Genomic DNA, 24922 nt, shown 5'->3' on the forward strand with positions numbered 1-24922 from the left:
TATGGATGCGATCTTACCAAGTTTAACTGTGTTATTACTTATAATTGCTCGTGTTTCCGCATTTTTTGTAGTGTTACCACTATTTTCGCATCGAACAATACCTGCAACACATCGGATAGCCTTTGCTGTAGTCTTATCATGGATGATGTATTATACCCTCGATGTCGAACCATTTAAAATAAATGGAGATTATATTCTGTTGATTATTAAAGAAGTTATATTTGGATTATTTATAGGTTTACTTGCTTATATTATTATGTCAGCTATTCAAATTGCAGGTGGATTTATTGACTTTCAAATGGGATTTGCAATGGCAAATGTTATTGATCCTCAAACAGGTACTCAAAGTCCATTAATAGGACAATTTTTGAATACTTTATCCTTATTGTTGTTGTTAGCGTTAAACGGTCATCATTTGTTGTTAGATGGTATTTTTTATAGCTATCAATTTATGCCGATGGAAATGGTTTGGCCATCTTTTGGACAAGAGAATTATGTAGAATTCATTATGAAAACTTTCGCTGGAGTTTTTGCTGTAGCATTTCAAATGTCTATACCAATAGTTGCTACAATATTTCTTGTGGATATAGCTCTTGGTATTACTGCAAGGACTGTACCTCAGTTAAATATATTTGTTATTGGATTTCCGATTAAAATCGCTGTAGGTTTTATAGTTCTTCTAGTGATGATGGGGGTACTTCTGGCAGTCGTACAGCGGTTATTTGAAACTTTGGTTGTTGCAATGCGTGACTTAATGATAATTTTAGGTGGTGGCTAATATGCTTGCTCTACGCTTGGATCTCCAGTGTTTTGCGGGAGAAAAAACAGAAAAAGCTACTCCTAAAAAGAGAGAGGATTCTCGTAAAAAAGGACAAGTATTAAAGAGTCCAGATGTGACAAGTGCGATTGTATTACTCTCCGTTTTTCTATTTCTATTTTTCTTTGCTAGTTTTTTAAGAACAGAGATATTCTCGTTTTTTAGCATGACCTTTACTAAGTACATGTTAATAGAAACTTTGACAATTGATACAGCAATAATTATTTATAAAGATATGCTTCTTGAAATGGCTATAATTTTATTACCAATAATGCTGGTAGCGGTGGTAGCTGCAGTTGGTGCAAATTTCTTTCAGTTTGGGTTATTGTTTACTACAGAGCCCTTGAAGTTTGATTTGAAAAAGATTGATCCTATAAAAGGTCTTAAAAGGATTTTTTCCCTTAAAGCAATTATTGAGTTATTAAAATCTATTTTGAAAATATCTTTTATTGGTTCTGTAACTACTTTAATCCTTTGGATTAATTTGGAACAAGTTTTATCTCTATCGTTTAAAACTGCTTGGGATGCACTTTCCACTGTCGGCTGGTTAACTGGAACAATGGGAATAGGTGCTTCTTGTGTATTATTATTTATTTCTATCCTGGATTTCTTTTATCAGAAGTATGACTACGAAAAAAATCTTAAAATGTCTAAGCAAGACATTAAAGATGAACATAAAAACTCAGATGGGGATCCAATTATAAAGTCTCGTATTCGCCAAAGACAGAGGGAGATGGCGATGCGTCGTATGATGCAAGAAATCCCTACGGCCGATGTCATTATTACGAATCCTACACACTTTGCAATTGCTTTAAAATACGACGATGAATCGATGGATGCTCCAACAGTAGTAGCAAAAGGTGCAGATTTTGTTGCACAAAAGATAAAGCTAATTGCGAAGGAAAATAATGTTGTCATGGTTGAAAATAGACCACTTGCTCGGTCAATGTATGACCAAGTAGAAGTTGGTCAACGAATTCCTGACGAGTTTTTCAAAGCAGTTGCCGAAGTATTGGCTTATGTATATCGTATTAAACAAAAAATATAATTGATAAAGATAGAGGTGGAAGTATATGCAAGTCCGCGATATAACCGTATTGGCAGCTGTAATATCTATTGTGGCGATGCTCGTAATACCTCTTCCTCATTGGTTAATAAGTTTTCTTATTATTATAAATATTACACTAGCGTTATTAATATTGATGACAGCTATGAATATGAAAGAAGCTTTAGAGTTCTCAGTATTTCCAACAATCGTTTTACTTATAACATTGTTTAGGCTTGCGTTAAATATTTCCACAACAAGAGCAATTTTAGCAGAAGGTGACGCGGGTAAAGTAGTTGAAACCTTTGGTACATTTGTAACAGGCGGGAATATGCTTGTTGGTTTAGTTGTATTTTCTATTTTAGTAATTATAAACTTTATAGTAATTACAAAAGGTGCCGAGCGTGTTGCTGAAGTGGCAGCTCGTTTTACATTAGATGCAATGCCGGGTAAACAGATGAGTATCGATGCGGATTTAAATGCTGGGATGATTTCCGAGAAAGAGGCACGTGAAAGACGTGAAAAGGTTGGCGGTGAAGCAGACTTTTATGGTGCTATGGACGGGGCAACAAAATTTGTAAAAGGGGATGCCATTGCAGGTATCATCATCGTTATTATCAATTTATTATTCGGTATTATTATCGGAGTTGTGCAATTTGGACTTCCATTTGGTGAAGCAGCAGTAAAATTTTCAACACTAACAGTAGGGGACGGTCTAGTTTCCCAAATTCCAGCATTATTAATTTCCACTGCAACTGGGATAGTTGTTACAAGAGCTGCATCTAAAGGGAATCTTGGTGGAGATATTACCGGCCAACTATTTAATCAACCGAAACTTCTTTATGTTGCTGCTGCAACAATAACGCTTCTAGGCATTATAACACCAATTGGTTTAGTTTTAACTTTGCCTATCGCTACTGCACTTGCTGTTGGAGCTTATATGATGAGCAAGGCTAGAAAAGAAGATCCAGATGAAATGGAAGAATTTGAAGAGGAAGTAACAACTGATAGTATGAAAAGTCCAGAAAATGTTATTAATTTGCTAAACGTGGATCCAATCGAGTTTGAGTTTGGTTACGGATTGATTCCTTTAGTAGATGCTGCTCAGGGTGGGGATTTGCTTGATCGGGTCGTAATGATTCGTAGACAACTTGCACTTGAATTAGGGTTAGTTATTCCGGTAGTTCGAATACGTGATAATATTCAGCTACAACCAAACGAATATCGCATCAAAATTAAGGGCAATGAAATGGCAAGAGGAGAGCTTCTTTTAGATCATTATTTAGCTATGAGTCCTGGAGACGATGATTCAATTGAGGGTATTGATACTGTAGAACCTTCCTTTGGCTTACCAGCTAAATGGATAACGGAATCTGTGAAGGAAGAAGCCGAAATACTTGGATATACCGTTGTGGATCCACCAAGTGTTGTTTCAACACATATGACTGAAATTATTCGTAATAACGCACATGAGTTATTAGGACGCCAGGAAACGAAACAATTAATCGATCATATTAGAGAGACATACCCAATCTTAGTAGACGAGTTAACACCTACTCCATTGACAGTAGGAGAGATTCAAAAAATATTAAGCAATCTATTAAGAGAGCATGTTTCAATTCGGAATTTGCCAATCATATTTGAAACCCTTGCGGACTATTCAAAAATGACCTCTGATGCCGATGTATTAACTGAATACTCAAGACAATCTTTAGCGAAGCAAATTACGACGCAATATGCTGGAAATAGTAATGTGTTAAAAGTGTTAACGGTCTCTGGTAAAGTGGAAAAACTAATTGCTGATAGTATTCAACAAACAGAACATGGGAACTATTTATCTATAGATCCAAGTGATTCTCAAGCGATACTAGAATCTATGGCTAAAGAGATTGAGCGTGCTTCAATGATGGAGCAATCTCCAATCATTCTTTGTTCACCCGCAGTTAGAATGTATGTGAGACAAATGACAGAAAGATATTTCCCACATGTACCAATTCTTTCTTATAATGAACTAGAATCCTCCATTGAGGTACAAAGTGTCGGGGTGGTGAATGTAGATTGAAAATGAAAAAATATATAGCGAGTTCAATGCCAGAAGCTATGAAGTTAATACGTAAAGAACTTGGTGATGACGCAGTTATTTTAAGTTCAAAGGTAGTCTTTTCAAAAGGTTTTTTAGGCTTGTTTAAGAAAAAATCTATTGAAGTAGTAGCTGGTATGGACACATTCGAACAATCGAGTAATACATTTGAGGTGCCATCGGTGGTACCTCAAGAACATCTAAATGTTTCTGTAGAGATAAAAAAGGAATTAGAAGACTTAAAACTAATGGTAAAGAACATCGGGCGCCCAGAAATGTTAAGTTCATATCCAACAGAAATGAAGACTCTTATAGACTATTTACAAGAGCAAGAATTGTCAGAGGAGCTTATCACACCTGTTAGTGATGAGCTTTTTGTGCATCTGAAAAGTAATACAGGAGTTCTCGAAATGGAAGAGCAAATTACGATAACGAAAAATATACTTGAAACACAACTGGAGCACCTTCCGTTCGGTGGGATTTCGTATACGAAGAAATATATAAATGTTCTAGGTCCAACAGGTGTTGGTAAAACGACGACAATAGCTAAAATGGCAGCACGAGCAGTTTTAGAAAAGAAGAAAAAAGTCGGATTTATAACAACGGATACATATCGGATTGCTGCAATTGAACAACTTAAAACATATGCTGGTTTGCTTCAAGCTCCTCTCGAAATTGTCTACAACGAACAGGACTTGCAAGATGCGATGGTTAAATTTGAAAATTTAGATATCGTATTTATAGATACAGCTGGTAGGAACTATAAAGAAACTAAATTTGTTAGAGATCTACAAAAGTTAATAGAATTTGAAGTAAATACAGAAACTTTCCTAGTACTCTCTTCAACATCTAAACAAAAGGACATGGAAGTAATAATAGAACAATTTAGTGAATTTCCAATTGAAAAATTTATCTTTACTAAGGTAGATGAAACAAATACTATTGGCTCAATTATCAATTTAATGGTTAAATATAATAAGGGACTTGCTTACTATACGGATGGTCAAGAAGTCCCGGAGGATATTATGGAAGCTAGTCTTGAAGAATTACTCAAATTGTTCTTAAAGGGGATTCACTATGAGAGATCAGGCTGAAGAACTTAGAATGAAAATGCTTCGGAACCAAAATAGGCTTGGGCGATCAATAGCAGTTGTTAGTGGTAAAGGTGGAGTAGGAAAAAGTAATTTTTCTATTAATTTCACTACAACTTTAAGTGGACAAGGTAAAAAAGTTGTATTAATTGATATGGATATTGGAATGGGGAATATTCATATATTACTGGGTAAATCAGTTTCCTCTAACTTAAAGGATTACTTAGTGGGAGATCAGTCGATAGAATCAGTGATGTTCGAAGGTCCAAACGATTTACAATATATATCTGGTGGTTCAGGGTTAAATGGTGTAATGGAATGGACAGAAGATATGTTTGATCGGTTAATAGAAGCATTCGAATATTTACAGAAGAACTTTGATTATATTGTATTTGACATGGGGGCTGGTGCCACGAGTCAGACATTGGATTTGTTAGTATCAGTTGACGATATTATTGTTATAACAACGGCAGAGCCAACATCCATTACAGATGCCTATTCGATGATGAAATATATTTACTATAAAGATTCTGAGAAAAACTTTTTCCTTATTTGCAATCGAGCATTTACCGATGAAGAAGGTTTAGACACAACCGGTAGATTAAAATTAGCAATGTCCAAATTTCTATCCAAAGAAATTACGGTATTAGGCGTTCTGCCTGAGGATTCAGTTGTTCGAAAAGCAGTAAGGGAACAAATACCATTTTCTATTTTATATCCACAAGCTGAAATAACAAAAAAGTTAAAAAAAATTACTTCTACATTTACTGATTTTGATGATGCGGAAGAAGTTATTCCTAAGCACAATAAATTCATATCTCGATTAAAAAGTCTTTTTTCGCATAGGGGCGTGAGATGATGGACGTGAAACCAAAAATGAAGTTGTTAATAGTAGATGACTCCGCATTTATGCGTAAACTTATTAGTGACTTTTTTATTGATCACAAATCGATAGAAGTAATAGGTATCGCTAGAAATGGAAAAGACGCAATTGAAAAGATAAAAACTCTACAACCAAATGTCATCACGATGGATGTTGAAATGCCAGTGATGAATGGTTTGGATGCACTACGCCAGATAATGTCCGATATGCCAGTTCCTGTTGTAATGCTATCTAGTACAACAAAAAGTGGAGCGGAAAGTACGATTCAAGCAATGGAATATGGTGCCGTTGATTTCATCGCGAAGCCAAGTGGCACTATTTCTTTAGATTTACATAAGATTAAAGAGGAATTATTAGAAAAAGTAGAAAATGCAGCTCAAGTATCAATAAATAAAATGAAGAAACGTTCACCATTACCATTAAAAAAATTAACTACAAAAAATGTAGAAATAAAGAAAATACCCGACTCACCAAATGTTATTAAATGGGATAAGCTGAAGAAGAAAATGATCTTAATTGGAACTTCAACTGGAGGTCCAAGAGCACTTCAAGAAGTGATTACAAAATTACCAAGCAGTATAAAGGCTCCAGTATTAATTGTTCAACATATGCCCGCCGGATTTACGAAATCGTTGGCACAAAGGCTCAATCAACTATCAGCAATAGAAGTAAAAGAAGCGGAAGATGGCGATGTACTTCAAAATGGACATGCGTATATTGCACCTGGCGGCTACCATATGCGCATCCAGAAAAAAGGTGCATCATACTTCATCGTACTAGATGACAAAGAAGCGCCACGATCTGGACATAGACCGGCAGTAGATGTACTTTTTGAAGATAATAGCCAGTTTAATGATTTTGATAAGATTGCAGTTATTATGACTGGAATGGGATCTGATGGTTCTCTCGGTCTTAAACAGTTGAAAAATAGCGGAAACGTTGTGGCCATTGCAGAAGCAGCGAGTACTTGCATTGTATATGGAATGCCAAAGGCTGCTATAGAAACAAATTTAGTAAATGAAGTAGTGGATTTAGATCAAATAGCAAAAACCATCATACAATATCTACCTTAAAGGGGTGTTAATCAATGGATACAAATCAATATTTGGAAATGTTTATAGAAGAAAGTAAGGAGCATTTACAAGCTTGTAATGAACATTTATTAGAATTAGAAAAAAATCCTGAGAATATAGCAATTGTTAATGAAGTATTCCGTTCTGCGCATACTTTAAAAGGCATGTCAGCAACAATGGGTTATGAAGATATCGCAAATTTAACGCATAAAATGGAAAATGTTTTAGATGAAATTAGAAATAGTCGTCTACATGTCACTGCTGAATTATTAGATGTTGTCTTCGTTGCAGTCGACCAATTGGAAGAAATGGTATTGGATATTGCGGCGGGAGGAAAAGGAAAGCTGGATGTAACAGATACTGTACAAAAGCTCCATAAAATAGAAACTGGAGAAGTAATTCCAGTTGCTGCTACTACAGTAGAACCCTCTATTATAGATGATACTACTACTACCCAAGATAACTGGTTAACTTATGACGATTATGAAATGACTGTAATTCAGCAGTCAGTCGAACAGGATTTCTTTACCTATGAAATTTCTGTCAAACTGCGTGAAGATTGCTTACTTAAAGCTGCTAGAGTATACATGGTTTTTGAATTATTAGAAAAAATGGGTGACGTTATAAAATCTTCCCCAACAGTTGAGAATTTAGAGGGTGAAGATTTTGATGAGATTTTCTATGTAGCTCTAGTGACAACTGAAACTTCAGAAGATGTGCAAAAGAAATTGATGAAAGTTTCTGAAGTGATAGAAGTAATAGTTAACTCAGTAACATTAGAACAACTAAAAAAACGTAATAGTTTTGAGGTAGACAAAGTTGTAGAGACTTCAGTGGTGGAATTAACTGATGTTACTGAAGATAACCAACAAATAGTGGAAGTAAAGTCTCCTGAAAAGTCGCCGACATCTAAAAACAATCAAGTTCAATCTAGTAAAACAATTCGTGTGAATATTGAACGATTAGATATATTGATGAATTTATTTGAGGAGTTAGTAATTGACCGTGGTCGTCTTCAGTCAATCTCGGAAGATTTACATAACAGCGAGTTAGATGAAACTGTAGAACGTATGTCCCGCATAACTGGTGACCTACAAAATATTATATTAAATATGCGTATGGTTCCAGTAGAAACAGTATTCAATAGATTCCCAAGAATGGTACGTCAGTTAGCACGTGATTTAAATAAAAAAATCAATTTAGAAGTGATTGGTGCTGAAACAGAATTAGACCGAACAGTAATTGATGAAATTGGGGATCCTCTTGTACATTTAATTAGAAATTCCTTAGACCATGGAGTAGAAAGTCCAGAAATCCGTTTAGCTAAAGGTAAACCAGAGGAAGGTACAGTAGTACTTCGCGCATATCATAGCGGTAATCATGTGTTTATCGAGATTGAGGACGATGGTGCGGGCATTAACCGTGAAAAAGTCTTGAAAAAAGCTATATCAAAAGGAATTGTTTCAAAAGAAAGTGCTCAAGCGATGAGTGATAAACAAGTAGCAGAGCTAATTCTTTCTTCTGGATTCTCTACTGCTGATGTTATTTCGGATGTCTCAGGTAGAGGTGTTGGATTAGACGTAGTAAAAACGACGATTGAATCCCTTGGTGGTTCTATTGATATATCTTCAACGGAAGGGCAAGGTTCATTATTCTCTATCCAATTACCGTTGACGCTTTCTATTATTTCAGTAATGTTAGTAGAACTTGGTGAGGAAATTTATGCTATACCTCTTTCTTCTATTATTGAGACTGCGATTATCCGTTCATCTGATATATTAAATGCTCACAATCAAAAAGTAATAGATTTCCGTGGCAAGGTCGTTCCGTTAGTATTCTTAGAAAATGTATTTGATGTTCCTAGAGAAAGTACTGATGATGAATTTCACTCTGTTGTTCTTGTTCGAAAAGGAGACAAAATGGCTGGTCTTGTAGTAGATTCGTTTATCGGTCAACAAGAGATTGTCTTAAAATCACTTGGTGCATATTTATCAAGTGTATTCGCAATCTCCGGTGCAACTATTTTAGGTAATGGTAAGGTAGCACTAATTGTAGATTGTAATGCATTAATCAGTTAAATAGCATCTACTAGAAAGGATGAGAGAGCATTATGACAGAAACAGCAGTAGATTATGAAAATTTAAAAGTAGTAGTTTTCCAATTGGCAGATAAAGAATATGTTATACCTGTTAGTCAGGTTCAAGGTATTGAGAAACTTATATATATTACACGTGTCCCTAAAACCCCTTCATTTGTGAAGGGAGTTATCAACTTACGTGGAGTAGTTACTCCTATTATTGATTTGAAAAATCGTTTTGGATTAGGAGAGAGTAGTTTAAACGAATCTACTCGTATTATTATAATAACGCTGGATGATATGGATGATATGGATGTTGGAGTAATTGTTGACTCGGCTAATGATGTATTAGATATACCAGTAGGTTCAATTGAACCACAGCCAGAGGTAGTTGGAGGTATGGAACAAGACTTTATAGCTGGAGTTGCGAAAATTGATAGCCGTCTGTTAATCCTTCTTCACTTAAATCATGTATTAAATCCTATTAAGTCAGGAGTTTAAATGATGTATGACAGTAAAATAACTTCCATGCATTTAGATGTCTTAAAGGAAATAGGAAACATTGGCGCTGCGCATGCGGCTACAGCATTGTCGACGTTATTAAATAAAAAAATTGATATGAAGGTACCAAAGGTGGAAATGGTATCATTTGACGATATGATGGATTTAGCTGGAGGCCCAGAAAGTGTAGTTGCCGGCATTTATCTTCGTATAGAAGGTGACGTTACTGGTAGTATGTTTTTTGTCCTACCAGTGGAACAGGCGAATCGATTTATACGAAGATTGGTACAAGATGAAACTTTCGATTTTCAAACAGGTGAAGTATCTGAAATAGGGGCCTCTGCCATGCAAGAGCTTGGCAATATACTTTCTGGTTCCTATCTATCTGCATTATCAGATTTTACACGTTTAAAAATATACCCTACTGTACCTGCCCTAAGCGTAGATATGGTTGGTGCTATTATAAGTTTTGGATTGGTAGAGTTATCTCATATAAGTGATTATGTCATTGTAATAGATACAGCTATCAATGAAGTGGATGTTCCGAACGAAGAGAGTGTGAAAGGACATTTCTTTTTATTACCAGATCCAGAATCATTTGAAGCTATTTTTAAAGCTTTAGGAGTTAACTAATATGAACGCACAAGGTCAAATAGTCAAAGTCGGCATTGCAGATATGAATATTGCAAAAGCTCCAGATAAAATACGTACTTCCGGACTTGGTTCGTGTGTAGGAGTTGTTCTATATGACGAGAGATCAACGACGGTAGGTATGATTCATGTTATGCTACCTGATTCGAGTCTAGGAAGAGCGGAAGCGATAAATATTGCGAAATTTGCAGATACTGGTATTCCAGCGATGGTGGAGCAGTTAAAAACTGAAGGTATTCAACCTTATAAGTTAAAAGCTAAAATAGCTGGAGGGGCTCAAATGTTTCAGTTCTCTACTACTAGTGAGACGATGAGAATTGGGCCACGTAATGTCGAGGCAGTTAAAGAGTATTTAAAAAAGTTTTCTATTCCTATTATCGCAGAAGATACGGGGGGAAATAGTGGTAGAACAATAGAGTTTGATCCTACTACAAAACTATTAAATATTAGAACAGTGAACCAAGGAGTGAGAGATATATGATGGTAGGAACTATTCTTTCTAACTTTTGGGTAGCGCTTATTGCTTTCAGTGTGTATTTTTTATTTTCTTATCCTTTTATAGAAGGTATGGCAATTATTTTTGATGCGTGTATTGTTGCTTTTGTATTCTTTCTTCTAACATTTTTGGGTAGAGCAATTATTAGATATATAATAAGTAATCCGCTGGAAGAAATGGAAGATATGCCGATAGATAATGATGTTGAAATTTTAAAATCTGAAATTTCCCCAGAAGATTATGCAGAGCTAGTAAAGACAATGTTAAACGAAGAGGAACAAACCAGTTCACAGACCTGATATGTCGAAATGTATAAAAAATCGGGGGAGTCGATAGTTTCGACTCCCCTTTTTAGTGAGATTTTTGTTATAATAACAATAATGATTAGATATATTGGAAAGGGGGATAATTTTGATAAATCAAGATTCGACAGATGAGCAACTTCTTTGGAAGAGTTGGACTGAAAGCAAAGATCCTCAGGCCGGAGATTTACTCATGAAAAAATATATACCACTAGTCAACTATCATGTGCAAAGAATCGGTGCAGGTATCCCTAAAAATATATCTAAAGAAGAGCTTAAAAGTTTAGGAATGATGGGATTATTTGATGCTCTAAATAAATTTGACTATAGAAGAGAGTTAAAATTTGATACGTATGCTTCGTTTCGTGTAAGAGGGGCTATCATTGATGGGTTGAGGAAGGAAGATTGGCTTCCGCGCTCTTCGCGAGAAAAAGCGAAGAAATTAGAATCTAAAATTGAAGAACTCGAGCAAAAGTTGATGAGACATGTATCCGCCGAAGAAATAGCGGAATTTGTCGAAATGCCTGTTGAAGATGTATACCATACAGTACAGGAGCATTTTTTCTCGAATGTACTGTCAATCGATGAGCAGCTACAAGAAAGTGAAGATGCTGAAAATAAATCGTATGTCATTCGAGATGACTCTCAGAAAACTCCAGAACAACAAATGGTTAAACGAGAGCTAATTGAAGATTTAGCAAATCAAATTCAACAACTAAATGAAAATGAACAATTAGTGTTAAATTTGTTTTATACAGAGGAATTGACGCTTACAGTTATTGGAGAAATGCTAGGTTTGTCTACTTCTAGAATATCTCAAATTCATTCGAAAGCACTTTTTAAACTACGAAAGCTATTAATGAATGAAATGATGAATGTATAAGTTATTCATACTTACTTCAATAGAAAATGCGAATAGCGATGTGATATTCAATTATCCATAAAGTGAGTTGGAGCGAAAATTAACTTTTCGGATTTTATTACTAAATTATTGAATTGGCATATATAGAATAAGGGGATACTACCATGAGCTTAAAATTAGCAGAACTTCAAATAGCTATTCCTAAGACGTTTGATGCTGGTAAAGTAGCCGATCAAATCCAACAACAAAGTGCAATACAACAATCTAATGCGCAAGCAGCTTCTGAAAGACAGTTAGAAAAAAATAGAGAAACGGTCACAAAGTCTACTGAAGCCTCGGAGACAAGTTCCCAAGATGAAGAAAAAGAAAGAATGGAACAAGAGCGTCAAAATAGAAAAAAGAGAGAACAGGAAATAAAAGAGACAAAGCATCCTTTCAAGGGGAACTTTGTAGATTTTAGTGGTTAGGAGCAGTTATGATAACGACTATTTTAATAATATTATTCTTATTGCAAATAATGAGTTTTTACTTTATTGCTCTATTAAATGCCAAAATTTCGAAGTTTAGTAAGATGGAAGAAAAGCAACAACAAGTTTTAATCGACATTGAAGATTCTTTTAGTGCCTATATCGCTGAAATTATAGATGAAAATAATCGACTTTTGAAGGAACTGCAAAATACAGAAGTACCTAGAACAACACATACGAAAGTTATAGAAAAACCATCAATAAAAGAGGCTACAGCTTTTGAACCGCAGAATTCATTTGTATCTAAACAAATAGCTGCAAGCAGTTATTTGAAAACTGCTCAAGCGACAAAGAAAAAAGTTCCTGAAACTTTGAGAGAAAAAGTGTTATTTCATTATGAAGAAGGAAAAAATCCTGAAGAAATAGCAAAAATGTTACAAATAGGGAAGACAGAAGTGGAGCTTTTTCTAAAATTTAACGACTAAATAGTTGAAAGTATAAAAATCATATGTTATATTAGAAAACGGTATGAATACACACGCATTTCGGATGGATTTAGCAGGTGCTCTATTTATAGAGTAGCTAAAGAAAAATGATGAATGCGGAAGACTAAACCAAACCAGGAGGAAACAAATCATGTCAGTAATCTCAATGAAGCAATTATTAGAGGCTGGTGTACACTTCGGTCACCAAACTCGCCGTTGGAATCCAAAAATGAAAAAATACATTTTTGTTGAACGTAACGGAATCTACATTATCGATCTTCAAAAAACGGTAAAGAAATTAGAAGAAGCTTATGATTTCATGCGTCAAGTAGGTCAAGACGGTGGGAAAGTTCTTTTCGTAGGAACTAAAAAACAAGCTCAAGAAGCTATTAAAGAAGAAGCTGAACGTTCAGGTAACTACTACATTAACCAACGTTGGTTAGGTGGTACTTTAACAAACTTCGGTACTATTCAAAAACGTGTAGCTCGTCTAAAAGCAATTGAAAAAATGGAAGAAGACGGTACTTTTGAAGTACTTCCTAAAAAAGAAGTTGTTCAACTTAAAAAACAACATGAGCGTCTTGTTAAATTCTTAGGCGGTATCCGTGATATGAAAGCTGTTCCGGATGTAATGTTTGTTGTTGATCCACGTAAAGAGCGTATTGCAGTTGCAGAAGCTCGCAAATTAAACATTCCATTAGTAGGAATCGTTGATACAAACTGTGATCCAGATGAAATCGACTATGTAATTCCTGCAAATGATGATGCAATTCGTGCGGTTAAACTATTAACAGCTAAAATGGCGGATGCATTACTTGAAGCAAGACAAGGTGAAGACGAAGAAGTAACTTCTGCTGAAGTTGCAGCTGAGTAAGACCTGAGTAATACAAATTGTAATTAACAGGTGATAAGCGGCCAAACCTCTTATCACCTTTTTTTGAGAAAATGATATTAAATGTACTAGGAGGAATTTATAATGGCAGTTACAGCACAAATGGTAAAAGAATTGCGTGAAAAAACTGGTGCAGGAATGATGGATTGTAAAAAAGCTTTAGTTGAATCAGATGGTAATTTAGAAGCAGCAATTGACTTTTTACGTGAAAAAGGTCTTTCATCTGCAGCTAAAAAGGCAGATCGTATTGCTGCTGAAGGAACAACTTATATTCAAGTTGAAGGAAACAAAGCTGTATTATTAGAAATGAATGCAGAAACTGATTTCGTTTCAAAAAACGAATCTTTCCAACAATTAGTACAAACAGTAGCTTCTCATTTATTAGCTACAGAACCAGCTTCAGTAGAAGAAGCTTTAGCTTCAACTGTTGAAGAAGGAGTTACAGTAGAAAACTTAATCTCTAACGCAGTTGCTAAAATTGGAGAAAAAATTACACTTCGTCGTTTCGTAATCGAAACTAAAACAGATGCAGATGCATTTGGTCCATACCTTCACATGGGAGGACGTATCGGCGTTCTTACATTATTAGAAGGTTCAACAGATGACCAAGCAGCTAAAGATGTTGCTATGCATATTGCAGCATTAAACCCTGCTTATATTTCACGCGATGAGGTTTCTGCTGATGAAGTAGAACGTGAACGCAAAATATTAACAGAACAAGCTTTAAATGAAGGGAAACCTGAAAATATCGTTGCTAAAATGGTAGAAGGTCGCCTTGGAAAATACTTTGAAGAAGTTTGTGTATTAGAGCAATCATTTGTTAAAAACTCAGACCAAAAAGTAAAAGTATTTGTTGAATCAACTGGTGGTAAACTAGTTTCATTCACTCGCTATGCTGTTGGTGAAGGAATCGAAAAACGTGAAGACAACTTCGCAGAAGAAGTAATGAGCCAGGTTAAAGGAAACTAATATTAGAAAAGCGTAGGCGCCTAATCTAGCATCGAAAAGCGCTGGAAAAATTTCACGAAAAAGGCGTACTTTGCCTTTGCTGAAATTCTGAAGCGACTCGAGATGCTAGGCGCCGGAGCTGGACAATATAGAAAAGCGACAGACGCCTTATAAGCGTTTTTGCTCGAAATAATATACAATAACAACCAGGGAACACGTAACTTGTGTTCCCTATTTTTCAAGATAGAGATGGAGGATACCTATGAGCAAACCACAATACGAAAGAATCGTTTTAAAATTAAGTGGCGAGGCATTAGCTGGAGAACAAGGTTTCGGTTTATCTCCTGACATTATTAAATCTGTAGCCGAACAAGTGAAAGAAGTTGTAGATCTTGGTGTAGAGGTTGCGGTAGTTGTTGGTGGTGGAAATATATGGCGAGGTAAAGTAGGAAGCGAAATGGGCATGGATCGTGCCACTGCTGACTATATGGGTATGCTTGCTACAGTTATGAACTCACTTGCACTACAAGATTCTCTTGAAAAAGCAGGTGTCGAAACACGCGTTCAGACATCTATCGAAATGCGACAAGTTGCAGAGCCTTACATACGTAGAAGAGCCATTCGTCATTTAGAAAAAAAGCGTGTAGTTATTTTTGCAGCAGGTACCGGAAATCCATACTTCTCAACAGATACAACAGCAGCTTTAAGAGCTGCTGAAATAGAAGCAGATGTTATTTTAATGGCCAAAAATAATGTAGATGGTGTATATTCTGCTGATCCTAAAATGGATAGTACAGCAGTAAAATATGATAATCTTTCATTTATCGAAGTGATTCAACAAGGTCTGCAAGTTATGGATTCTACTGCTTCTACTTTATGTATGGATAATGACATAGCTCTTATTGTATTCTCAATAATGGAAAAAGGTAATATTAAAAAGGCTGTGCTAGGGGAGACCATAGGTACAGTCGTTAGGAGGAATTCATAATGCCGAAAAAAGTGATAGAGCAAACAACAGATAAAATGGCAAAAACGATATCAGTTTATAGTAGAGAGTTATCTACTATCCGTGCTGGTCGTGCTAGTGCTTCTTTACTTGATAAAATTTCAGTAGATTATTATGGAGCACCTACGCCAATCAATCAAATGGCTGGTATTTCTGTACCTGAAGCCCGCTTAATAACAATTCTACCTTATGATAAAACAATTCTAGGGGATATTGAAAAAGCGATTATGAAATCTGATTTAGGGATTACTCCAACTAATGATGGAACATTAATTCGTATTGCAATCCCAGCATTAACGGAAGAGCGTCGTAAAGAATTAGTTAAACAAGTGAAAAAAGAAGCGGAAGAAGCAAAAGTAAATGTTCGTAATGTTCGCCGCGACGGTAATGACGACTTGAAGAAACTTGAAAAGTCTGGTGAAATAACAGAAGATGAGCTAAGAAACTATACAGATGAAATTCAAAAACTAACAGATGCTAATATTGAAAAAATCGATGCAATTACAAAAGAAAAAGAAAAAGAAATCTTAGATGTTTAATCTTTAAAAAGATGTGTTTGGGATTAAAGCAGTAAGGAATACCAATATCTTTTTCAATGAAGTATTTTGGTTAAGCACCTTTGAACTTTTATTTAAAAAAGGCGTCCTTTGAAGGGGACGTCTTTTTATATGTACGTTTTTTTGATATGATAGGTATAGACGTTCGACTTGGTTTAGATTGGGGGTTTCTAAATGTTTAAAAAACTTATTCGTAAAAATGATAAAAGAATCGATATTCATTTAGATGAACGAAAAGAAAATGCCCAAAAAGAACAATTGCCATGCCATATTGCGATTATTATGGATGGGAACGGTAGATGGGCAAAAAAGAGGTCCCTTCCCCGTATTGCTGGACATCATGAAGGTATGAAGACTGTGAAAAAAATAACTCGATTCGCCAATGAAGTAGGAATCGACACGTTAACTTTGTATGCTTTTTCAACAGAAAATTGGAAGCGTCCGAAAATGGAAGTAGACTTTTTAATGCGACTCCCCGAGGAGTTTTTAGGGACGTATTTACCAGAACTAATCGAGCAAAATGTTCAAGTGCGTATGATGGGGAATTTAGATGTGCTACCTGAGCATACTAAAAGAGCTATTAACAAAGCGGTAGAGGAAACCGCAAAAAATGATGGTCTGATACTTAATTTTGCTTTGAACTACGGAAGTAGAAATGAAATTGTGCAAGCAGTTAAACGTATTGCCAAGCAAATAGAGCAAGATGAAATTTCCGAAGAAGAAATTACGGAAGAGTTATTGAACAGTCATTTAATGACTAAAGACTTGTCGGAACCTGACCTTCTTATTCGAACGAGTGGCGAGGTGCGACTGAGCAATTTCATGCTATGGCAGCTTGCTTACACTGAGTTTTGGTTTACAGATACGTTATGGCCTGACTTTAATGAGGCTAGTTTGTTAGATGCTATCGAAAGCTATCAAAAAAGAAATAGAAGATACGGTGGACTTAAGGGGGAAGAAGTGAATTGAAACAACGAATTATAACTGGTGCTATTGCGTTAGCACTATTCCTCCCGATTGTTTTATTAGGCGGGTCTGTTTTCACGATATTAGTATACATAATAGCAGCAGTTGGCTTGCATGAAATGCTGCGTATGAAGGGTATAAGCATATTTTCATTTGCTGGTTTAGTTTCGTTTCTACTCCTGTTTCTACTATTATTGCCGTCATCCTTTGCGGAAGAGATATTAACGTATACAGGACACACGAAATTAGAATGGTTGTTTGTTGGAGTTTTCTTAGTGTTAATCTATACAGTATTAGTAAAAAATCGTTTTACTTTTGATGATGCTGCATTTGTAATTTTGAGTACACTTTACGTTGGAATTGGTTTTTATTATTTTATTGAAACAAGAAATGAAGGTTTGGCATACGTTATCTTTGCATTGCTTATAGTATGGACAACAGATTCTGGTGCTTATTTTACAGGTCGAAAAATCGGGAAAAGGAAATTATGGCCTGAAATTTCTCCAAATAAGACGGTAGAAGGATTTGTTGGAGGAATCATATGGGCGTTAATTACTGCTTTTATCATTCAATGGATCAGCCCACTTACTTCATCGATACTAGTTTTAATAGGAATTACTATTATTGCATCTATATTCGGACAACTTGGAGACCTAGTGGAATCAGCGATAAAAAGACATTATAATGTGAAAGATTCTGGTAATCTGTTGCCAGGTCACGGTGGAATTTTGGATCGTTTTGACAGTATTTTATTTGTCTTACCGCTTCTTCACTTTTTACATTTTATATAAGGAGACGACATTATTTCATGGTGAAAAGAATAAGTTTATTAGGAGCCACTGGTTCTATCGGGATACAAACACTGGATATAATAAAAGAACATCCAGAACAGTTCCAACTAGTAGCATTTTCAGCGGGGAAAAATATAGAAACTACAAAGCAAATAATTCGAGACTTTGCTGTTCCTTTAGTTTCTGTTTTATCCGAAGAGGATGCCAATCAATTGCGAAAAGAGTTTCCTCAAATCGAAATAGTTTTTGGTGACCATGGATTAGTACAAGTTGCTGCCCATGCTGATGCGGATGTCTTAGTGAATGCAGTATTAGGTAGTGTGGGTTTAAGACCAACATTAGAAGCTATCAAACAAGGAATAACAATTGCAATTGCTAATAAAGAGACGCTAGTAACTGCAGGTCACTTAGTAATGAAAGCTGCAAAGGAATATAATGTACCTATTCTACCAGTAGACAGTGAGCATTCAGCATTATTTCAAGCAATGAACGGAGAAAAACGATCGGAAATTGCAAAGCTAATAATTACTGCATCGGGTGGAAGTTTTCGTGATCGTACACGGGATGAACTAAAAAATGTAACAGTACAGGATGCACTTAATCATCCGAACTGGTCGATGGGTTCGAAAATTACGATTGATTCAGCCACGATGATGAACAAAGGTCTGGAAGTAATCGAGGCGAAAGTACTTTTTGATATTGCTTATGATGACATTGAAGTGTTGCTTCACCGAGAAAGTATTATCCATTCGATGGTTGAATTCCAAGATACTAGTGTTATTGCACAGCTAGGAACACCGGATATGCGTGTACCAATTCAATATGCATTGTCTTATCCAGAGAGATTGACAAGACAAAATGCACCGCGTCTTAATCTAGCTCAAATAGGGAAATTAAATTTTGAAGAGATGGATTACACGCGTTATCATGCATTGAAATTGGCTATAGATGCAGGACGAGCAGGTGGTACAATGACAACGGTGCTAAATGCTGCAAATGAAGCAGCTGTATCTTTGTTTTTACAACAAAAAATTGGCTTCTTAACAATTGATGAGTTAATTGAACGAGCAATGAATGAGCATGAGAACCTTTCAGATCCAGATTTGGAAACAATTCTACATGTAGATGCAAAAACAAGAAAATCCGTTGAGAACATGGTAAAATGATGAGATGTGAAAGCATAATCAGCTAGAAACTAAAGGTGGGATATAATGGAGACAGCCATTGCGTTTATAATTATATTTGGAAGTATTGTATTTTTCCATGAGCTAGGGCATTTTATCTTTGCTAAAAGAGCAGGAATTATGGTCCGTGAGTTTGCGATTGGTATGGGACCTAAAATCTTTGGATATACAAAAGGCGAGACTCTTTATACACTGCGCTTATTGCCAATTGGTGGATATGTCCGTATGGCCGGGGAAGATATGGACTCCGTTGAACTACAGCCAGGTTTTCGTTTAGGTATACATTTGAATGATTTAGATGAAATCGATCAAATTTTATTAAATCAAAACAAACAGTTTCCAGATATGTTATTTTTAGAAGTAGAAAGATCTAATTTAACAGATAAAATGTTTATAGAAGGATACAATGAAGAAGAAAAGTTAGTGCGATATAAGGTAGCGCGAAATGCTGTCATCAATGAAAAAGGCAATGAAACAATAATTGCACCTGCAGATCGTCAATTCGGTTCCAAGTCAGTTGGACAACGTACGATGACTATTTTTGCAGGACCACTATTTAACTTTATCCTATCCTTTTTCATTTTCTTAGCACTTGGTTTGTTCCAAGGATTACCAACATATGAACCTGTTATAACTACGGTTGTTAAAGACAGTCCTGCCGAAAAAGCAGGTATGCAAGACGGTGATTTAGTTACCAAAATAGATGGAACTTCAATTACTACATGGGATGAACTATCAGAAAAAGTGAAGGTTAGTTCAAATGAACTGATGGAATTTACAGTTGAACGTGATGGACAAGAAGTAAATCTATCTATGACACCAAATGAAGCGGTAGTAAAGAAAGAAAAAGTTGGACAAATTGGTGTTACATACACTAGTCCTATGGAAAAGAATCCCGCTAAGGCAGTTGTCTTTGGAGCAGAACAGACATATGAATGGACTAAACGTATATTTACGATACTCGGTACATTAATAACTGGTAATTTCTCCATTGATGATTTATCAGGGCCAGTAGGTATATATAAAGCGACAGAAAAAGTTGCTCAATATGGTGTATACAATTTAATGCACTGGGCTGCAATACTTAGTATAAATCTTGGTATTATGAACCTGTTGCCATTACCAGCATTAGATGGAGGTAGATTGTTATTCTTCTTGTTTGAAGCTTTACGAGGGAAACCGGTAGATAAACAAAAAGAAGGTATGGTCCACTTTGTAGGGATTATGCTGCTCATGGTATTAATGGTTGTCGTTACATGGAATGACATACAAAGGTTTTTCTTTAATGGGTAAAAATTCTAAAGGGGGGGAAGTTCAACTATCTGAACTTCCTTCCTTTATCTTTGGAGTAAGGAGGGGTAAGAGTTATGGATGACGGGAAAATGAGGATGCATTTGTTATTGCAACAGCTCGATTTAACAGAGGATTCTTTCGTAAAGCATTTTGAACATGCTTCGATTGATCGATTCACTGTACATAAGAAAAATAGACAATGGGATTTTCAAATTCAATTAGAGGCTATACTACCTATAGATGTATTTACGATACTCCAAACAAGGCTAATAGAAAAGTTTTCTGGTATAGCTAATATATTGCTAACTATTAAAAGTGATGGAAAAGATGTTTCACAGGAGTTGATCAATCAATATTGGCCGTTAGTTCTTAAAGAGTTAAGTGATATGGCTCCACCTTTAAAAGAGCGCTTATTAAAACAACAACCTGAATGGAACGGCCAGATGATTCATTTAACCTGTGGACAGGAGATTGAATTACGTACGTTTAAAAAGAAATATATCGAACAATTATCGAATGTATATGTCGGGTTTGGATTTCCTAAAATAGCCTTCGACTTCCGTTTAGTAGAAGATACTGAAGCAATAGCTAAAGCTCAGATGGAGTTTCTAGAACAACGCCGTTTAGAAGAAGAGATGCTTGGTCAAAAAGCGTTAGAAGATATGCAAAAACGCGATCAAAATAGACAGGAAAATGGAAACCAAAATACAGACGGACCTTTCCAACTGGGGGTACCGCTTAAAAAAGATGAGCCTATTATCGATATAAAAACAATCCAGGATGAAGAACGTAGAGTGACGATTGAAGGATTTGTATTCGATGTAGAAGTTAAAGAGTTGCGAAGTGGCCGTTCACTTCTAACTGCAAAAGTTACCGATTATACAGACTCCATATTAGTGAAGATGTTCTCTAGAGATAAAGAAGATGCCCAAATGATGGAACGACTGCAGAGAGGTATGTGGATAAAGGTTAGAGGCTCAGTGCAAAACGATACATTTGTACGAGATTTAATCATTATGGCACAAGATATGAACGAGATAAATCCGATGGTCCGAATGGATACAGCGAAAGAAAAACGAGTAGAATTACATCTTCATACTCCGATGAGTCAAATGGATGCTGTTTCTTCAGTTTCATCATTAGTTTCGCAAGCAGCTAAATGGGGGCATAAGGCTATAGCTATTACTGATCATGCTAATTTGCAGTCATTTCCAGAGGCATATGCTGCTGGGAAAAAGAATGGCATTAAAATTCTATATGGATTAGAAGCGAATCTTGTACATGATGGGGTTCCTATTGCTTATGATGAGCAACATACTGCATTAGAAGATGCTGTCTATATTGTATTTGACGTTGAAACTACAGGGTTATCTGCCACTTACGATAAAATAATTGAATTGGCCGCTGTTAAAATGCAAAACGGCAATATAATAGATAAGTTTGAACGATTTGTAAATCCACACCATGCACTTTCTGCAACAACCATTGAGTTAACTGGAATTACAGATGAAATGGTTCGAAATGCACCTGAGATAGAACAGGTTATTAAAGACTTTTATGAGTTTATTGGAGATGGCATTATTGTTGCACATAATGCATCTTTTGATATGGGATTCTTGTACGAGGGATATCGTAGAACTGGCATAGATCATTTCAATCACCCAGTTATAGACACTTTGGAACTTGCTCGGTTTTTACATCCAGAGATGAAGTCCCATCGACTTGGAACTCTAACTAAAAAATTCAATATTGAGCTCACACAAGCCCACCGTGCAATCTTTGACTGCGAAGCAACAGGTTATTTATTGCTTCATTTATTAAAAGAAGCAGAAGAACACAAAATAGTATACCACGATGATTTTAACAAGCATATTGGACAAGGTGACTCTTATAAACGAGCTAGGCCAACTCATTGTACAATTTTAGCTAAAAATGAAATAGGTTTAAAAAACCTGTTTAAATTAGTATCCCTTGCTCATACTACTACATTCTATCGTGTACCAAGATTAAAAAGATCTGTACTTCAAAAACATAGAGAAGGTCTAATCATTGGATCGGGATGCGATAAAGGAGAAGTTTTTGAGGGACTCATGCAAAAACCATTAGAACAAGTAGAAGAGATTGCTCAGTTCTATGATTATTTAGAAATACATCCTAAAGAGGTGTACGCACATTTAATCGAAGTAGAATTAGTTAGAGATGAATGGAATTTAGAAGATATCATACGTAAAATGGTTAAACTTGGTAAAAAATTAAATTTACCAGTTGCAGCAACCGGTAATGTGCATTACTTGCATGAAAATGACGCTATTTTTAGAAAAATATTAGTAAACTCACAAGGTGGGGCCAATCCATTGAATCGTCATGGGCTACCTAAAGTACATTTCCGTACGACCAATGAAATGTTAGATTCCTTTGCGTTTCTTGGAGAAGACCTGGCAAAAGAGATTGTAATTACTAATCCTCAAAAAATAGCAGATTCACTTGAAGACATTAAACCAATAAAAGATGATTTATATACACCTAAGATTGAAGGAGCAGATGAGGAAGTAAGAACTCTTACTTATTCTAAAGCCAAAGAAATCTATGGGGAACAATTGCCTGAAATAGTTGAAGCACGAATTGAGAAAGAGCTAAAATCCATTATAGGTCATGGTTTTGCTGTTATTTATTTGATTTCTCATAAATTAGTAAAAAAATCATTAAATGATGGTTATTTGGTTGGTTCGAGGGGTTCGGTAGGTTCTTCTCTTGTAGCAACAATGACTGAAATTACAGAAGTAAACCCGTTACCACCTCATTATGTATGTCCTAGTTGTCAACATTCAGAGTTTTTCCAGGACGGGTCAGTAGGTTCTGGCTTCGACTTACCAAACAAAAATTGTATTAAATGTGATACTCCTTATGTAAAAGATGGACAAGATATTCCGTTTGAAACTTTCCTAGGATTCAAAGGAGATAAAGTACCCGACATAGATTTAAACTTTAGCGGTGAGTATCAACCTATTGCACATAATTATACGAAGGAATTATTCGGCGAGGATTATGTATTTCGTGCTGGTACAATTGGAACCGTAGCTGAAAAAACAGCCTATGGATATGTCAGAGGCTATATGAATGATAATAATATAGCTCTTCGTGGTGCGGAAATCGATCGTTTAGTACAGGGCTGTACTGGAGTTAAGCGAAACACTGGTCAGCATCCAGGTGGTATTATTGTTGTTCCAGACTATATGGATATATATGATTTTACACCAATACAGTTTCCTGCAGATGCCCAAGACTCCGAATGGAAAACAACTCATTTTGATTTCCATTCCATTCATGATAATTTGTTAAAACTAGATATTCTGGGGCACGATGATCCTACTGTTATACGTATGCTTCAAGATCTATCTGGTATTGATCCAAAAACAATTCCAACTGATGATCCAGAAGTAATGAAGATATTTAGTGGAACGGCATCGTTAGGTGTAACGGAAGAGCAAATTGACTGTAAAACAGGTACATTAGGAATTCCGGAATTCGGAACTCGTTTTGTTCGTCAAATGCTAGAAGAAACAAAGCCATCTACATTTTCTGAGTTAGTCCAAATATCTGGGTTATCTCACGGTACAGATGTATGGCTTGGAAATGCTCAGGAACTGATCCAAGCTGGCACCTGTCAGCTTTCCGACGTAATTGGATGCCGAGATGATATTATGGTTTATTTGATCTATCAAGGGTTAGAGCCTTCTTTAGCGTTTAAGATCATGGAGTCCGTCCGGAAAGGGAAAGGACTTACTCCAGAATTTGAAGCAGAGATGAAGAAACAGGGAGTTGCCAATTGGTATATTGAATCCTGTAAAAAAATTAAATACATGTTCCCGAAAGCCCATGCTGCCGCGTATGTTTTAATGGCTGTTCGTATTGCATATTTTAAAGTTCATTACCCCATACTATATTATGCAGCGTATTTGACAGTAAGAGCATCTGATTTTGACTTAATCTCTATGGTTAATGGTTCTCATACAATTCGTGCTAAATTAGATGAAATAAATGCGAAGGGTTTGGAAGCATCTCCAAAGGAAAAGAGTTTATCAACGGTGCTAGAAATTGCGCTTGAAATGTCCGAAAGAGGTATTAAAATCCAAAAAGTGGATTTATACAAATCGCATGCCAATGAATTTAAAATTGAAGGAAATACGTTAATTCCTCCTTTTAATTCGATACCAGGATTAGGCACAAATGTTGCTTTCCAAATTGCTAAAGCAAGAATTGATGGTGAATTTTTATCGAAGGAAGACCTTCAGCAGAGAGGTAAAGTGTCGAAGACAATCATCGATTATATGGATACGATGGGCTGTTTAGAAGGGTTACCAGATGCCAATCAGCTTTCACTGTTTTAGTAGGAAATTTGCAAGGCTACATGATGTATGGTAATATAAAACTACCAATGTTTCATAGTTCTGTGAC

At 35.8% G+C, this 24922-nt stretch carries 23 protein-coding genes; all 23 read left to right on the forward strand.

The genetic code is table 11. From position 1 onward, the window contains the following. Nucleotide 1 precedes the first annotated feature (1 nt). Nucleotides 2–778 (forward strand): flagellar biosynthetic protein FliR, encoded by a 777-nt coding sequence (gene fliR, locus ACQCPR_RS06550; protein WP_241595920.1) that lies wholly within the window; start codon nt 2–4, stop codon nt 776–778. Between the two features lies 1 nt (nt 779). Further along, nucleotides 780–1865 (forward strand): flagellar biosynthesis protein FlhB, encoded by a 1086-nt coding sequence (gene flhB, locus ACQCPR_RS06555; RefSeq protein ID WP_241595917.1) that lies wholly within the window; start codon nt 780–782, stop codon nt 1863–1865. Between the two features lie 25 nt (nt 1866–1890). Further along, nucleotides 1891–3924: a flagellar biosynthesis protein FlhA gene (flhA, locus tag ACQCPR_RS06560; protein ID WP_427138546.1), complete on the forward strand. Its 2034-nt coding sequence runs from the start codon at nt 1891–1893 to the stop codon at nt 3922–3924. Then, complete coding sequence (locus tag ACQCPR_RS06565; RefSeq protein ID WP_427138547.1) at nt 3921–5036, forward strand: flagellar biosynthesis protein FlhF; 1116 nt, start codon at nt 3921–3923, stop codon at nt 5034–5036. Before flhA ends, ACQCPR_RS06565 begins: the two co-directional genes overlap by 4 nt. After that, nucleotides 5020–5892: a MinD/ParA family protein gene (locus ACQCPR_RS06570; RefSeq protein ID WP_427138548.1), complete on the forward strand. Its 873-nt coding sequence runs from the start codon at nt 5020–5022 to the stop codon at nt 5890–5892. Before ACQCPR_RS06565 ends, ACQCPR_RS06570 begins: the two co-directional genes overlap by 17 nt. Continuing rightward, a complete protein-coding gene (locus tag ACQCPR_RS06575) occupies nt 5892–6989 on the forward strand; it encodes a protein-glutamate methylesterase/protein-glutamine glutaminase (protein ID WP_427138549.1) in 1098 nt (365 codons plus the stop codon). The genes ACQCPR_RS06570 and ACQCPR_RS06575 overlap by 1 nt, the downstream gene beginning before the upstream one ends. 14 nt (nt 6990–7003) lie before the next feature. Beyond that, nucleotides 7004–9067 carry a chemotaxis protein CheW gene (locus ACQCPR_RS06580; RefSeq protein WP_427138550.1) on the forward strand — a complete coding sequence of 688 codons (2064 nt, stop codon included), beginning with the start codon at nt 7004–7006 and terminating at the stop codon, nt 9065–9067. A gap of 32 nt (nt 9068–9099) precedes the next feature. Further along, on the forward strand, nt 9100–9567 hold the full coding sequence (locus tag ACQCPR_RS06585) for a chemotaxis protein CheW (protein WP_427138551.1): 468 nt from the start codon (nt 9100–9102) through the stop codon (nt 9565–9567). Continuing rightward, on the forward strand, nt 9568–10200 hold the full coding sequence (locus ACQCPR_RS06590; protein ID WP_427138552.1) for a chemotaxis protein CheC: 633 nt from the start codon (nt 9568–9570) through the stop codon (nt 10198–10200). A gap of 1 nt (nt 10201) precedes the next feature. Further along, complete coding sequence (locus ACQCPR_RS06595; RefSeq protein WP_427138553.1) at nt 10202–10699, forward strand: chemotaxis protein CheD; 498 nt, start codon at nt 10202–10204, stop codon at nt 10697–10699. Beyond that, nucleotides 10696–11013, forward strand: coding sequence for a hypothetical protein (locus tag ACQCPR_RS06600; RefSeq protein WP_427138554.1), 318 nt, complete (start codon nt 10696–10698; stop codon nt 11011–11013). Before ACQCPR_RS06595 ends, ACQCPR_RS06600 begins: the two co-directional genes overlap by 4 nt. A gap of 115 nt (nt 11014–11128) precedes the next feature. After that, nucleotides 11129–11899, forward strand: a complete 771-nt coding sequence (locus ACQCPR_RS06605) for a FliA/WhiG family RNA polymerase sigma factor (protein WP_427138917.1) — start codon at nt 11129–11131, stop codon at nt 11897–11899. 143 nt (nt 11900–12042) lie between these two features. After that, nucleotides 12043–12345 (forward strand): hypothetical protein, encoded by a 303-nt coding sequence (locus ACQCPR_RS06610; RefSeq protein WP_090562518.1) that lies wholly within the window; start codon nt 12043–12045, stop codon nt 12343–12345. Nucleotides 12346–12353: 8 nt separating this feature from the next. Continuing rightward, nucleotides 12354–12830, forward strand: a complete 477-nt coding sequence (locus tag ACQCPR_RS06615; RefSeq protein WP_427138555.1) for a DUF6115 domain-containing protein — start codon at nt 12354–12356, stop codon at nt 12828–12830. Between the two features lie 151 nt (nt 12831–12981). Then, a complete protein-coding gene (rpsB, locus tag ACQCPR_RS06620; RefSeq protein ID WP_090562513.1) occupies nt 12982–13704 on the forward strand; it encodes a 30S ribosomal protein S2 in 723 nt (240 codons plus the stop codon). A gap of 102 nt (nt 13705–13806) precedes the next feature. Further along, nucleotides 13807–14691 carry a translation elongation factor Ts gene (tsf, locus tag ACQCPR_RS06625; RefSeq protein ID WP_427138556.1) on the forward strand — a complete coding sequence of 295 codons (885 nt, stop codon included), beginning with the start codon at nt 13807–13809 and terminating at the stop codon, nt 14689–14691. Nucleotides 14692–14932: 241 nt separating this feature from the next. After that, a complete protein-coding gene (pyrH, locus tag ACQCPR_RS06630) occupies nt 14933–15658 on the forward strand; it encodes a UMP kinase (RefSeq protein ID WP_340773644.1) in 726 nt (241 codons plus the stop codon). Further along, nucleotides 15658–16215: a ribosome recycling factor gene (frr, locus tag ACQCPR_RS06635; RefSeq protein ID WP_090562503.1), complete on the forward strand. Its 558-nt coding sequence runs from the start codon at nt 15658–15660 to the stop codon at nt 16213–16215. Before pyrH ends, frr begins: the two co-directional genes overlap by 1 nt. Before the next feature lie 192 nt (nt 16216–16407). Further along, nucleotides 16408–17202 carry an isoprenyl transferase gene (locus tag ACQCPR_RS06640; RefSeq protein WP_427138557.1) on the forward strand — a complete coding sequence of 265 codons (795 nt, stop codon included), beginning with the start codon at nt 16408–16410 and terminating at the stop codon, nt 17200–17202. Further along, nucleotides 17199–17990 (forward strand): phosphatidate cytidylyltransferase, encoded by a 792-nt coding sequence (locus ACQCPR_RS06645; protein ID WP_427138558.1) that lies wholly within the window; start codon nt 17199–17201, stop codon nt 17988–17990. The genes ACQCPR_RS06640 and ACQCPR_RS06645 overlap by 4 nt, the downstream gene beginning before the upstream one ends. Nucleotides 17991–18007: 17 nt before the next feature. Continuing rightward, nucleotides 18008–19156 carry a 1-deoxy-D-xylulose-5-phosphate reductoisomerase gene (dxr, locus tag ACQCPR_RS06650; protein WP_427138559.1) on the forward strand — a complete coding sequence of 383 codons (1149 nt, stop codon included), beginning with the start codon at nt 18008–18010 and terminating at the stop codon, nt 19154–19156. Nucleotides 19157–19201: 45 nt separating this feature from the next. Beyond that, entirely contained in the window at nt 19202–20467 is a 1266-nt protein-coding gene (gene rseP / locus ACQCPR_RS06655; protein ID WP_427138560.1) for an RIP metalloprotease RseP, read from the forward strand. A 74-nt stretch (nt 20468–20541) separates the two neighbouring features. Next, a complete protein-coding gene (locus ACQCPR_RS06660) occupies nt 20542–24855 on the forward strand; it encodes a PolC-type DNA polymerase III (RefSeq protein ID WP_427138561.1) in 4314 nt (1437 codons plus the stop codon). Nucleotides 24856–24922: the final 67 nt, after the last annotated feature.

Origin of the sequence: Psychrobacillus psychrodurans, from assembly GCF_050209195.1 — a bacterium.
Classification (GTDB): domain Bacteria; phylum Bacillota; class Bacilli; order Bacillales_A; family Planococcaceae; genus Psychrobacillus; species Psychrobacillus psychrodurans.